Origin of the sequence: Kaistia dalseonensis, from assembly GCF_030814715.1 — a bacterium.
In the GTDB taxonomy this organism is placed as follows: Bacteria; Pseudomonadota; Alphaproteobacteria; order Rhizobiales; family Kaistiaceae; genus Kaistia; species Kaistia dalseonensis.
Genome location: NZ_JAUSVO010000003.1, coordinates 177158 through 191173, shown reverse-complemented (window position 1 = coordinate 191173; position 14016 = coordinate 177158). Strand labels below are relative to the sequence as shown.

The window sequence follows — 14016 nt, the reverse complement described above, 5'->3', positions numbered from 1 at the left end:
TGATCATGCTCGATCTCGTCGGGCTGCTGCAGGCCGAAAGGGAGAGCTTCAGCCGCTCCGAGCGCCGGCTTGCCGATATCGTGCTCGCCGATGTGCAGGCCGCGGTGAACGCCTCGATCGTCGAGCTCGCGGCGCGCGCGGATATCTCGCCGCCGACGGTCACGCGCTTCTGCCGCCGTCTCGGCTGCCAGAGCTTCGGTGACTTCAAGGTCCGCCTCGCTCAAAGCCGCTTTCTCGGCCAGCGCTACCTGATCCCGCCAGCCGGTCCCGAGACCGCGAGCGAGATCGCGCGCCATATCGTCAACTGCGCCCAGTCCTCGCTCTATTCCTTCTTCGAGGCGATCGATGCCGATGCGATCGAGGATGCGGCGAGCCGCATCGTGGCGTCGAGCTATGTGCTCTCCTTCGGCTCCGGTGGCGCTTCCACCATGGTGGCGAACGAATTCGAGACGAGGCTCTTTCGTCTGGGACTGCGCGTCAGCGCCTCGACGGATCATCAGGCGCAGATGATGCGCACGGCAGGCGCGCCCAAGGGCACGGTCATCATCGCGTCCTCGACCAGCGGGCGGAACATGCAGCTCGCCAATACGCTGGCGATCGCCGGCGAATATCACATTGACCGGATCGTGCTGACCCGCCCCAATTCGCCCGTCGCCGAGCATGCCGATGTGCTGCTCGCCATCGACGTGCCGGAGCAGAACGACATATTGCGGCCGTCGCATGCCCGTTACGCTTTCCTCGCCATGATCGATACGGTCGCGCAGACGGTCGCGACCCGCATGCAGGGACGCGCGATCGAGAGCATGCGCCGGATCAAGCATCAGCTCGTCATCAACCGAGACGGCGACGATACCCAGCCGCTCGGTGACTGAACGGGTTCGTCCAGCCTTCATCTTGTTTTCTTCATCCGCACGGATCGACACAGAATGACCTTCGCTACGCCGGCCGCCTTCCGCCTCGAAACCCGATGGACTCCGCCCGCCGAGGGGCGTCCGCTCGCCTATGCGCTGACGCTGACCAATCTCTCCGCCGAGCCGATCCGTGACTTCCAGCTTTGCGTCAGCGGCCCGGCGCGGATCGATCCGGCCGCCACGATCGAGGGCGGCGCGCTCGTCGCGCGGCTTTCCAACCATTCCGCCTTCGCGCCGCCGGCCGGCTTCGTGCTGGAGCCGGGCAAGTCCTGGACGGTCACGGCGCATGGCCTTTCCTATCCGCTGCGCCACTGGAGCGACGGTACCAATGCCGCCTATGTCGCCTTCGCCGATGGCGTCACGGCGCCGGTCTCCGTCGAGGCGACGCAGTCGACCGGCGACAACGCGCCGCTGAAGCGGGGCGCCGTCATCTACAAGGTGCCGGCGCGGGCGCCCGTTACGATTTCGGTCGTGCCGTGGCCGAACGCTGTCGCCGTCACGGGCAGCGCGCCGACGCCGGTGGGCTTCGCCCCCGAGGGCGAGGCGCCTGAGGCCAAGGCGGCGATCGAGAGCTTCTCCATGCTCGCCGACGCGCTTTTCCCCGCCGATGCGATCGTGCGCGGCGCGGCCGAGGGCGGGCTCGCCGTGCGCCTCGTTGTCGAGGCCGGGCTTGCCGTCGAAGGCTATCGCCTGGCCTTCGCGCCGGACGCGGTGGTGCTGAAGGCCGCGACGGAAACGGGCTTCCTCTATGGCCTGATCACGCTCGGGCAGATGCTGCGCGGTGCACGCCGCTACCCCAACACGTTCCTGTTCCCGGCCGGCGGCACGATCGACGACGCGCCGGCGCAGGGCTGGCGCGGCACGCATCTGGACGTTTCCCGGCAGTTCTATTCGACCGGCGAGGTGAAGGCGTTCCTGCGCATTCTCGCCTGGAACAAGATGAACCGGTTCCACTGGCATCTCTCCGATGACGAGGCGTGGCGCATCGAGATCGAGGCCTATCCGGCATTGACCGAGATCGCGTCCTGGCGCGGCCATGGCCTCGCTCTGCCGCCTCTGCTCGGCTCGGGCCCGCAGCCGACCGGCGGCTATTACACCAAGGCGGCGGTGCGCGAGATCGTGGCGCTCGCCACCGCGCTCGGCATCGTCGTGGTGCCGGAGATCGACGTGCCTGGCCATTGCTATGCGATGCTGCAGGCGATCCCCGAATTGCGCGATCCCGACGAGCACGGCACCTACAGCTCGGTGCAGGGCTTCCCGAACAATTGCATCAATCCGGTGCGCGAGGAGACCTATCAGGTCCTCGAGACCATCTTTGACGAGCTGATCGAGCTCTTCCCGTCGAAGATCATCCATATCGGCGCCGATGAGGTGCCGCTCGGCGCCTGGTCGGGCTCGCCGCTGGCGCTCGCCAAGCTGCGCATGGTCGGCAGCCCGGAAATCGCCTATGCCCATAGCCGCCGCCTGAATGTCGAGACCAATCATGACGGCGCCGACGAGATCGACGGCTCCGGCGCTGCGATCCTGCAGGCGCTGTTCCTGGAGCGGATCAGCGCCTTTCTCGCCTCGCGCGGCTGCATCACCGGCGGCTGGCAGGAGGCCGCGCATGGCGATGTCATCGACAAGGCGAAGTCCTATCTCGTCGGCTGGCGCACGGTCGAGGCATCCGCCGAACTCGCCGGCCAGGGCTATGACATCGTGGTGAGCCCGGGACAGGCCTATTATCTCGACATGTCGAACGGCACCGAATGGTCGGAGCCGGGCGCGGGCTGGGCGGGCTGGTCGAGCCCGGAGAAGGCCTATCATTTCGACCCCGTGGCGGGTTGGAGCGACGCACAGAAAAGCCGTTTCCTGGGTGTCCAGGCCTGTATCTGGTCGGAGCCGATGACCGATCGTGCCATCTTCGACCGCCTCGTCTTCCCGCGCCTTTCGGCCATCGCCGAGACCGGCTGGACGAAGGCGGAGCGCAAATCCTGGCCGCGCTTCAAGGCGCTCGCCGGCTTGATGCCGATCCTTTACGGCTGGCAGGACAATGAGGCGGGCGAAGCATGAGGATCGCAGTTGGCGGCATCCATACGGAATGCTCGACCTATAATCCGCTCCTCGCCCGGCTCGAGGATTTCACCGTGCTGCGCGGCGCCGAGATTCCCGCCGCCGCCGATTTCGCCGTGCTCGGCGAATGGGACTGGCAGATCCTGCCGACGCTGCATGCCCGGGCCATTCCCGGCGGCCCCGTCGAGCGCGCGACCTATGAGGCGCTGAAGGCGGAGTTTCTCGACCGCCTGCAGGCGAGCCTGCCGATCGACGGGCTCTATCTCGCCATGCATGGCGCGATGAATGTCGAGGGCATGGACGATGCCGAGGGCGACTGGATCGCCGCCGCGCGGGCGATCGTCGGCGATGAATGTCCGATCTCGACGAGCTACGACCTGCACGGCAATGTGAGCGAGCGCGTCATCGACGCGATCGACATGTTCTCCGCCTATCGCACCGCGCCGCATATCGACGTCACCGAGACCAAGCGGCGAGCACTGGCGCTGCTCCATCAGCGCCTCACCACCGATGTCAGGCCCTTCGTGGTCTGGGCCAAGGTGCCTGTGTTGCTGCCGGGCGAGCGGACCAGCACGGTCGACGAGCCGGCGAAATCGCTCTATGCGCGCCTGCCGGAAGTCGATGCCGTGCCCGGCGTGCTCGATGCCTCGATCATGGTCGGCTATGTCTGGGCCGACGAGCCACGCGCCACCGCCTCGATCATCATGACCGGCACGGACCGGGCCGTGCTCGCCGCCGAGGCGGTAAAGCTCGCCGCGGCCTGTTGGGAGGCGCGGAACGATTTCGTCTTCGGGCCGAAGACCGGCTCGATCGAGGAATGCCTCGACTGGGCCGCCGAGGCGGGCACCAAGCCCGTCATCTTCGCCGAATCGGGCGATAACCCGACCGGCGGCGGCGTCGGCGACCGGGCCGACGTGCTCGGCGCCGTCCTTGCGCGAGGCGCGAGCCACGGCAAGGCGGTCTTTGCCGGCATCACCGACGCGCCCGCGACGGAGGCTGCCTATGCTGCCGGCGTCGGGGCCACGGTCACGCTTTCGATCGGCGCGACGCTCGACCCGTCGAGCACGCCGGTCAGCGTAGTGGCGGAGGTCGCCGTCCTGCTCGACGTTGCGGAGCCGGCCCGGCGCGAGGCCGTGGTGCGGGCAGGGGATGCGACCATCATCCTGACCGCGCGCCGGCGCCCGTTCCACGACATTGCCGACTTCACCAAGTTCGGTTTCCATCCGGGCGATTTCGATCTCGTCGTCGTCAAGTCCGGCTATCTCTCGCCGGAACTCGCACCACTCGCCAATCCGAACCTGATGGCGCTGTCGGAAGGCGTGGTCGACCAGGACATTCCCCGCATCGCCAATGTGCGGCGCACGCGGCCCGTCTTCCCGTTCGACGCGGATTTTGCGTTCACGCCCAGGGCGACGCCCTCGAAGCGCGCGCCGGGCTGACGGCGCGGCTGGCCGATGACGCGCCGTCTTCCCCATCCCGTGCCGTCATCCCCGCGAAAGCGGGGACCTCAGCCGAGGCCTCGGTTGTGACAGGCAAGAACCGCTCAGGCTGGATGGATCCCGGGTCTCCGCTTCGCTCCGCCCGGGATGACGGCCTGTGGCCGGGTTGGGCGGGTCGCTCGAACCGTCATGGCCGGGCTTGTCCCGGCCATCCACACCTTCCTGACAGGGGCCCGGCGCACCACGATCGCAAGCAAGACGTGGATGCCGACAATAATGCGGGCATGACGGCTCAGATGTTGGACCACAAGCGTCACCCCAAGCTCGATCCAAACCCTCCCCCTGAGGGAGGGTCAAAACCGCAAAGCGGTTTTGGGGAGGGGGCGCGTTGATCGGGCTGTCCCCTGTCCTATCCGACATCCGCCGACACCAACCGCCAAGCACGCTTCGGCAAGGGCCGAAGCTACCCCCGCCCCGAAAGTGCTGCGCACTTTCGACCCGCCCTCCAGGGGCGGGTTTGACGGCGCCTCATCCTACAAGAATCGACCGCTGGCTCGTGATCGCGCTTTACGACAACTTGTGCCTGTCGAATGATCGGCGTCAGAGACAGGTATTGGGGTCATCATGCCGCGACGCGAGGTCGAGCCGCGCTTGCGTGGTTTTGCGAAATCGATGCGCAAGGCCATGACGGAGGCGGAACTCCATCTCTGGATGCATCTGCGCCGTCAGAAACTGCGTGGCTTCAAGTTTCGCCGGCAGGTGCCGATCGGTCCCTTCATCGTCGATTTCTTCTGTGCGGAACTGCGATTGATCGTCGAGACCGATGGTGGCCAGCATTTCGACGACGAAGCCGTGGCCGCCGACGCGCGCCGCACGGCCTGGCTGCAGGCGCAAGGCTATCAGGTGCTTCGCTTCACCAATCGCGATATCGTGCAGAACATGGACGGCGTCTGGGCCGTCCTAGCGGAGTTGGCCCGCCAGCGCCGGCCCAAACCCTCCCCCTGAGGGAGGGTCAAAACCGCGAAGCGGTTTTGGGGAGGGGGCGCGTTGATCGGGCCGTCCCCTGTCCTATCCGACATCCGCCGACACCAACCGCCAAGCACGCTTCGGCAAGGGCCGAAGCTACCCCCGCCCCGAAAGTGCTCCGCACTTTCGACCCGCCCTCCGGGGGCGGGTTAAGCGGAGCCGCTGCCCCGCCGTCATATCTGGTCCAGCGTGGCCGTGCCCCTCTGCCAAACTGCCCTCCCGCGCGGCCCCCACATCTCCCACCATCCGCCCGATCCTTTCCCGCTTGGCAACACTCCCTTGATGATGATTTCCTTGTCCTGCGGCGGGGAACGCGCGATGAGAGGTCGAGGCCCACCAGAATATTCCCCGGCATGACCCTTTCAGACGCGCGTAAATCGAACTGGATCGCCTATCTCGTCGCCGGTGCCTTCTTCATGGAGAACCTCGACGGCACGGTGATCGCGACCGCCCTGCCGCAAATGGCGCATTCCTTCGGCGTTTCGGCCGTCGACATGAATGTCGGCATGTCGGCCTATATGCTGACGCTCGCGATCTTCATTCCGGCCAGCGGCTGGGTGGCCGACCGTTTCGGCGCGCGGACGGTGTTTGCCACCGCCGTCGCGATCTTCACGCTCGCCTCGCTCCTCTGCGCGATCAGCGAAGGCCTCGTCTCCTTCACGCTCGCGCGCATCCTGCAGGGCGCAGCCGGCGCGATGATGGTGCCGGTCGGCCGGCTGGTCGTGCTGCGCAACACGAGCAAGGCCGAGCTGATGCGCGCCATTGCGACGCTGACCTGGCCGGCTCTCTCCGCCCCGATCCTAGGGCCCCCGCTCGGCGGCTTCATCACCACCTATGCCTCTTGGCACTGGATCTTTCTCCTGAACCTGCCGCTCGGCATCGCGGCGCTGGCGCTTTCCTTCTGGCTGATCCCTAACGATCGCAGCCTCATGCGCCCGACCTTCGACTGGATCGGCTTCGTGCTGACGAGCCTTGCCTGCGCCGGGCTGATGTACGGCCTCGACCTGGTCGGGCAGACGGAGACGAAATGGCTGGTCGGGGCCGGCATCCTCGCGGCGAGCGTGGTGTTCGGCTGGGCCGCCTTGCGCCATTCGCGCCACCACGCCCATCCGATGCCCGATCTCTGGGGCCTCTCGGTGCAGACCTTCGCCGTGACGATGAGGGGCGGATCGCTCTTCCGCACCGCCGTCAGCGCCGTGCCCTTCCTGCTGCCGCTGATGCTGCAGATCGGCTTCGGGCTCGATCCGTTCCAGGCCGGCCTCTATGTGCTGGCGCTCTTTGCCGGCAATCTCGGCATGAAGCCAGGCACGAGCTGGGTCCTCAGGACCTTCGGCTTCCGCACGACGCTGATCGGCAATGGCATCTTCTTCATCCTGACCATGTTCGCCTGCGCCTTCCTGACGCCGGAGACCCCGCCCGCGATCCTCGTTGTCGTGTTCGTCCTCTCCGGCGCGGCGCGGTCGATGCAATATACGGCGATCAACACCATCGCCTTCGTCGATATTCCGCAGGAGAAGATGGCCGGCGCCAATACGCTGTTCAGCCTGGTGCAGCAGATCACCTTCGGCCTCGGCATTGCGCTCGGTGCGATCGCGCTGCGCCTGTCCGACATGTTCGCGACGACCGAAACGGCGACGCTGACGCTCTCCGACTTCCACACCGCCTTCCTGATTATCGGCGGCGTGGCGATCCTGGGGCTCGTCGACAGTTTTGCGCTGCCGCACGATGCCGGAGCCATCGTGAGCAAGCATCGCCGCCGCGAAAGCGCCACGGCTGCGCCTCGCTCTTGACGCGGTCGGCCGCGAGCCTGATATCTCGGCCCATAGCGCCATTGGAGTTCTTGCCATGACCATCGTTCAACGCGACCCGTTCCTGACCCACGACGTGAAGCTCGACCGCCTCGGCGAAGTCGCGGTTCGGGTCGGGCTCGGTCTGGAGAAGGGGCAGGAACTGGTCATGACCGCGTCGATCGACGCGCTGCCGCTGGTCCGCCGCATCACCGAACATGCCTACAAGGCCGGCGCCTCGCTGGTGACGACGCTGTTCTCGGATGAAGAATCGACGCTGATGCGCTTCAAGCACGCGCCGGACGGCTCGTTCGACGTCGCGTCGGGCTGGCTCTATGACGGCATGGCCTCGGCCTTCAGGAACGGCGCGGCACGCCTCGCCATCGCCGGCGAGAACCCGTCGCTGCTGTCGGGCCAGGACCCGGACAAGGTCTCGCGCGCCAATCGTGCGCGCTCGAAGGCCTACCAGCCGGCGCTGGAACTGATCGCCGGCTTCGACATCAACTGGACGATCGCCTCCTATGCGACGCCCTCCTGGGCCAAGGCGGTGTTCCCGAACGAGCCCGACTCGATCGGCGTCGCCAAGCTCTGGGATGCGATCTTCGCCGCTTCGCGCGTCGACCGCGTCGATCCGATCGCGGCCTGGGCGGAGCACAACAAGGCGCTGCACGCCCGCACCAAGCTCCTGAACGACAAGCGATACGCGGCCGTGCGGTTCATCGGGCCCGGCACGGATCTGACCGTCGGCCTCGCCGACGACCATGAATGGGAAGGCGGCGCGTCGACGGCCAAGAACGGCATCGTCTGCAACCCGAACATCCCCTCCGAGGAAGTCTTCACCACGCCGCACAAGGACCGCGTCTCGGGCCATGTGACGAGCACCAAGCCGCTCTCCTACCAGGGCACGCTGATCGAGGACATTGCGGTGCGCTTCGAGGAAGGCCGCATCGTCGAGGCGACGGCCCGCAAGGGCGCCGACGTGCTGTCCAAGGTGCTCGATACCGACGAGGGCTCGCGCCGGCTGGGCGAGGTCGCGCTGGTGCCGAACTCTTCGCCGATCTCGGCGAGCGGTCTTCTGTTTTACAATACGCTCTTCGACGAGAACGCGGCCTGCCATATCGCGCTCGGCCAAGCTTACGCCAAGTGCATCCGCGGCGGCGACAAGATGAGCCCCGAAGAACTGGCCGCCAAGGGCGCCAATAAGAGCTTGATCCACATTGATTGGATGATCGGATCGGGCCACATCGACATTGACGGCATCGGGTTTGACGGTCGCTCGGAGCCGATCATGCGGATGGGCGAGTGGGTCTGAGCCCCGCTCGCTACACTTTGGCGTGATCGGCGACGGAAACTGTTGCCTGTTGCGCCGCTGCGGCCTCAATGCGGCCCAATTCGGGGCTCTTCACACTGCATACAACGCAACCCAAGCAAGGGCGGTCGCGCCTCTCGAGCCGGATCCAGCCGGCGATTTGGTGCCGCGCGCTCGGGTAGACCATGATCGAAGACGTCTTGATGTCCGAAAGGCCGCGCGAGAGCAGGGTCGAGCAACGCCGCGAGAAGCCGGCGACCGTCGTCGTCCCGATTGCTGCGAATGACGATCCGTCAGTCGCGCCGCCGCCGGGACGGTTGAGGCGGATTGGCGACGCGATCGCGCCCTGGCGTCCGGCGATCACCGGCGTCGTCGCCATTGCGGTGCTGGTCCTGGTCTGGCTAGCGATCAGCAAGCTGATCCGCGAGGTGCGCTATGACGATGTGATCAGCGCGCTGCATGCGACGCCGATCTCGGCGATCGTCGCCGCCATCGTGCTGACCTTCCTGAGCTTTCTGTCGCTCACGGTCTATGACTATACCGCTATTCGCTACATCGGCCGCCGCGTGCCGCTGCCGCTGGTGGCGCTGACGGCGTTCTGCTCCTATGCGGTCGGCAATATGGCGGGTTTCGGCCCGCTGACCGGCGGCGCGATCCGCTATCGCTTCTATTCGCGCATGGGCTTCGAGCCGGCCGATGTCGGCCGCGTCGTCGCCTTCATTACGGTCGCCTTCGGCCTCGGCCTCGGCGGCGTGACGGCGCTGGGCCTCGTCTTCAACGCCAGCGAGGTCGCGGCGCCGATCAACCTGCCGCCGGTGCTGCTCACCGGCCTCGGTGTCGCGACGCTGCTGGGGCTGGTCGCGCTCGTCGCCTATTCGGCCTTCGGCAGCGGCCGGGTCGGCTTCCGCGGCATGGCGATCACCTTGCCCGGCCCCGGCATGATGATCGCGCAGTTCATCGGCACGCTGATCGACGTCACGACCTCGGCGGCGGTCCTCTGGGTGCTGCTGCCGGCCAATTCGGTCGACCTGCCGGCCTTCGTCGCCGTGTTCGCGGTCGCGATCGGCCTCGGCGTGGCGAGCCATGTCCCGGCCGGGCTCGGCGTGTTCGAGGCGGTGATCGTCGCCGTGATCGGCCGCACCGCGCCGCTCGACCAGATCCTCTCCGCGCTCTTCCTCTATCGCATCATCTATTACGGCCTGCCGCTGATCGTCGCCTCGGCGCTGGTGGCGACCATGGAGGTGCGGCGCGCCGCCGCCGGGCCGCGCGCCTCGCGCCTGCTTCGGACAGGCGCACGCCTGTCGCCACGCGTCCTCTCCGCGCTGACGCTGACGCTCGGCGCGGTGCTGATCCTCTCCGGCGTGACGCCGGCTGCCGATGAGCGGCTCGACCTGCTCTCGAACATCCTGCCGCTGCCGATCCTGGAAAGCGCGCATTTCATCGAGAGCGTGCTCGGCCTCTGCCTGATCGTCATCGCGCGCGGACTCGCCCATCGGCTGGACGGCGCCTGGTGGGCGGCCATCTGTATCGTCGGCGTCTCGGCTGTTCTGTCGCTCCTGAAGGCGCTCGCGATCACCGAATCGATCGCGCTGACGCTGCTCTTCTGCGCGCTGTTCGCCACGCGGCGCGAGTTCACCCGGCCCGCCTCGCTATTGCACCAGCGGCTTTCGCCGGGTTGGCTGCTCGCCATGGCGACGGTCGTGATCTGCGCCGTCGCGGTGCTGTTCTTCGTCTATAGCGATGTCGACTATTCGCACGAGCTCTGGTGGCAGTTCGAGTTCTCCGAGGAAGCGCCGCGCAGCCTTCGCGCCCTGCTGGGTGTCGTCATCGCCTCGGGCTTGATTGCGGGCTGGTCGCTGCTGCGGCCCTCCAAGGGCAAGACGGGCCTGCCGACGGCGGAGGAGATCCGCCTGGCGACTGAAATCGTCGCCCATCAGCCCCATCCCGACGCCAATCTGGTGCGCATGGGCGACAAGACGCTGCTCTTCTCCGAGGACGGCTCGGCCTTCATCATGTTCGGACGCCAGGCCCATTCCTGGGTCGCACTGTTCGATCCCGTCGGGCCGCGCAAGGCCTGGCCGGAGTTGGTCTGGCAGTTCGTCGAGATGGCGCATGCCGCCGGCGGGCGCGCGGTGTTCTATCAGGTTCAGCCGCAGAACCTGTCGCTCTATGCCGATTGCGGCCTGCGCGCCTACAAGCTCGGCGAGGCGGCGCAGGTCGACCTGACCCAGTTCGATTTGAAGGGCGCCAAGCGCGCCAGCCTGCGCCACGCCCATAATCGCGGCGCGCGCGACGGCCTCTCCTTCGACCTGCTCACGCCGGAGGAGGTCACGGCCGAGATCGACGCGCTGCAGGCCGTCTCCAATCTCTGGCTGTCGGAGCACAGGGCGCGCGAAAAGCGCTTCTCGCTCGGCGCCTTCGACCGCACCTATGTGTCCGGCCTGCCGGCGGCGGTGATCCGGCGCGAGGGGCGGATCGTCGCCTTCGCGACGCTGCTCACGACCAACCAGAAGCAGGAAGCGACCGTCGATCTGATGCGTTTTGCGCCCGACGTACCGCCCGGCACGATGGAATATCTCTTCGTCTGCCTGCTGCTCAGGCTGAAGAGCGAGGGCTATCACTGGTTCGATCTCGGCATGGCGCCGCTCTCCGGCCTCGCCGAGAGCCCGGCCGCGCCGTTCTGGCATCGCATGGGCCGCGCCGTCTTCGAGCACGGCGAGCGGTTCTATAATTTCAATGGGCTCAGGGCCTTCAAGGCGAAGTTCCAGCCCGAATGGCAACCCCGCTATCTCGTCATGTCCGGTGGCGCGAGCCCCGCGCTCGCGCTGACCGACGTGACCGTGCTGATCAGCGGCGGCCTCAAGGGTGTTGTGGGGAAATGATGCGTCGTCTCGCTCTGGCTCTCATCGCGTCATGCCTCGTCGCTCCCGCCTTCGCGCAGGATGCCGCGCCGGCGGCCGCCACGGCAAATCCCGCCGCCGCCACGCCGCCGCAGTTCACCGCCGGCCTGCTCGGCAAGCCCGAGATCCTGTTGCCCAAGGGTGATGTCACGGGCGCGGTGTTCCTGTTTTCCGATAAGGGCGGCTGGTCGGCCAATGAGGAGACGCTGGCCGCGACGCTGCAGAAATCGGGCGCGATCGTCGTCGGTGTCGACACGCCGAAATTCTTCGCCGGCCTCGAGGTCGACAAGGAGGACGAGTGCGTTTACCTCGTTTCCGATATCGAGGACCTGTCGCATCAGATCCAGCGCGCGCTCGGCACGCCGAACTATCATTCGCCGATCATTGCCGGCGTCGGCATTGCCGGCACGCTCGGCCTCGCCATTGCGGCGCAGACGCCGGACGCCACGATCGGGCACACCGTCGCCATCGATCCGGCCAAGGCGATCCCGCTGGTGAAGCCGCTCTGCACCGACGCGCCGCGCACGGTGGAGAATGGTGAGAGCGTCTATGGGCTCGCGACGGGCGACCTGACCAATCCGGTCGACGTGCTCTACACATCCGCCGCGCCCGCCGATGGCCGCGCCCATGTCGTCGAGTTGCAGAACCAGGGCTTCAAGATCAAGTCCAAGGACGCAAGCGTCGGCGCGTTCGCGGCGCTCGAGGCAAGGCTCGAGCGGATCCTCGCGCCGAAATCGACCAGCGACGATCCGTTGGCAGACCTGCCGCTGGTCGAACTGGAAGCGACGCCGAAATATTCCACCATGGCCGTGATCTATTCCGGCGATGGCGGCTGGCGCGATATCGACAAGTCGATCGGCGAAGCGTTGCAGAAGCAGGGCGTCCCGGTCGTCGGCGTCGACTCGCTGCGCTATTTCTGGTCGAAGAAGGAGCCGGCCCAGACGGCGGCCGACCTGAAGCGGATCATCGATACCTACACCGAGAAATGGGGCATCGATCACGTCGTGCTGATCGGCTATTCCTTCGGCGCGGATATCCTGCCCTCGGCCTATAACAATCTCGCCGTCGAGGAGAAGGACCAGGTGGCGGAGATATCGCTGCTCGGCCTGTCGCCGGATGTCGATTACGAGATTTCGGTCGGCGAGTTCCTCGGCACCAATTCCAGCGACGGGCAGACGCTGCCGGACCTGAAGCTGATCAAGCCGTCGCTCATCCAGTGCATCTATGGCGAGGAGGAGGACGATACGGTCTGTCCGAAGCTCGATGGCACCGGCGCGGAACTGATCAAGACGACGGGCGGCCATCATTTCGACGGGGATTATGACGCGCTTGCGGCCAAGATTCTCGACGGGCTGAAGCGCCGCGTGGCCGATGGCAGCAATCCGCAGGCGCAGAAATAACGCTGTGTCGGCCGGCCTGCGGCCCAAGACGGGGCTCGCCGCGGCGCACAAACTGCGCTAATTTCGCTGCAGCGCAGCATCAGGCCGCGCCGGTCTGCAAGCGGGTGCGGTCTCCATGTCGAACGATCAGGCGTCGCAGGACAGCGTCATGTTGAGTGCTGTCGCGTCGGACGCGTCCGTCTGGTCGTTCCTGCCGCCGCTCCTGATCGCGGCGAGCCGTTTCGCTTTCGATGCGTCTGTTCTGGTCGTATTCGGTCTCGCGGTAGCAGGCTATTTCGGCATGTCGGCCTGGCTGTTCGACATGACGAATTTCTTCCGCCCCCATATCGCCGCGCTCGCTCTTCTCGTGCTGCTCTTCGCGCTGTTGTCGCAATCGCCGTTGCGCGCGGTTGCGGGCCTCGTCGTGCTCATCATCGCCGCCTATCCGCTGATCATACGGTCCGTGCCGGCCGCGGCCGCTGCCCAAGGCGTCGCTGCCCAAGGTCCGGCCGACCTGCGCGTGATGAGCGCCAACGTCCTGTTCGACAACCACCATGCCGACGCGTTCCTGCGCCTCGTGGCGGATGCGAAGCCCGATATCATCGTCGGCGCCGAGGCTGGCGGGCACTGGCAGCCCGTGTTCAAGGCGATCCCGGGCCTGGACCATGTCGTCGGTCCGGAGTTCGGACCTCAGGAAGGCGTGGTGGTCGCGAGCCGCTATCCGCTCCGCGCGACGCAATTGAACTTTTCTGCCGGTTGGCCCCGTCCCGAGATCGGCGGCGGCGTGCCGCTCCGCGTCGAGGTCGATCGGCCGGGCGCGACGCGGCCGCTGGTCATCTATGCGATCCATCCGCCGACGCCGCGCTCCTGGGCTGGTTGGCGGTCGCGCAATCTCTATCTGGCGCAGATCGCCGCGATGGTGCGCAAGGAGGAGGCGACGGCGGATGTCATCGTCTCAGGCGATTGGAACACGCCGTCCTGGTCGCCCTTCTATCGCCGCTTCCTGGTCGATGCCGGCGCGTTTGCGACCGATGGCAGGGCGTGGCCCAGCCCGACGCGCTTCTTCCGCGAATTCGGCGCGCCGCCCGCGCTCGGCTCCCCCATCGACCATATTGCCGTGACGGGGAATATCGGGCTGGCGGGCATGCATGTCGGCAGCGATTTCGGCTCCGACCATCTGCCCGTCATCGCGAACCTGTCGTTCCACTGAGCG

At 66.7% G+C, this 14016-nt stretch carries 9 protein-coding genes; all 9 read left to right on the top strand.

The window, feature by feature from the left end; genetic code table 11:
• Nucleotides 1–5 precede the first annotated feature (5 nt).
• On the top strand, nt 6–872 hold the full coding sequence (locus QO014_RS11290) for a MurR/RpiR family transcriptional regulator (RefSeq protein ID WP_266348811.1): 867 nt from the start codon (nt 6–8) through the stop codon (nt 870–872).
• Nucleotides 873–926: 54 nt separating this feature from the next.
• On the top strand, nt 927–2963 hold the full coding sequence (locus tag QO014_RS11285; RefSeq protein WP_266348810.1) for a beta-N-acetylhexosaminidase: 2037 nt from the start codon (nt 927–929) through the stop codon (nt 2961–2963).
• Nucleotides 2960–4402 (top strand): M81 family metallopeptidase, encoded by a 1443-nt coding sequence (locus tag QO014_RS11280; RefSeq protein ID WP_266348809.1) that lies wholly within the window; start codon nt 2960–2962, stop codon nt 4400–4402. Before QO014_RS11285 ends, QO014_RS11280 begins: the two co-directional genes overlap by 4 nt.
• A 624-nt stretch (nt 4403–5026) precedes the next feature.
• A complete protein-coding gene (locus QO014_RS11275; protein WP_266348808.1) occupies nt 5027–5407 on the top strand; it encodes an endonuclease domain-containing protein in 381 nt (126 codons plus the stop codon).
• Between the two features lie 374 nt (nt 5408–5781).
• Nucleotides 5782–7218, top strand: a complete 1437-nt coding sequence (locus tag QO014_RS11270) for an MFS transporter (protein WP_266348807.1) — start codon at nt 5782–5784, stop codon at nt 7216–7218.
• 55 nt (nt 7219–7273) lie between these two features.
• Nucleotides 7274–8527, top strand: coding sequence for an aminopeptidase (locus tag QO014_RS11265; RefSeq protein WP_266348806.1), 1254 nt, complete (start codon nt 7274–7276; stop codon nt 8525–8527).
• A 200-nt stretch (nt 8528–8727) separates the two neighbouring features.
• On the top strand, nt 8728–11406 hold the full coding sequence (gene mprF, locus QO014_RS11260; protein ID WP_266348805.1) for a bifunctional lysylphosphatidylglycerol flippase/synthetase MprF: 2679 nt from the start codon (nt 8728–8730) through the stop codon (nt 11404–11406).
• Nucleotides 11403–12824 carry a virulence factor family protein gene (locus tag QO014_RS11255; protein WP_266348804.1) on the top strand — a complete coding sequence of 474 codons (1422 nt, stop codon included), beginning with the start codon at nt 11403–11405 and terminating at the stop codon, nt 12822–12824. Before mprF ends, QO014_RS11255 begins: the two co-directional genes overlap by 4 nt.
• Before the next feature lie 148 nt (nt 12825–12972).
• Complete coding sequence (locus QO014_RS11250) at nt 12973–14013, top strand: endonuclease/exonuclease/phosphatase family protein (RefSeq protein ID WP_266348803.1); 1041 nt, start codon at nt 12973–12975, stop codon at nt 14011–14013.
• Nucleotides 14014–14016: the final 3 nt, after the last annotated feature.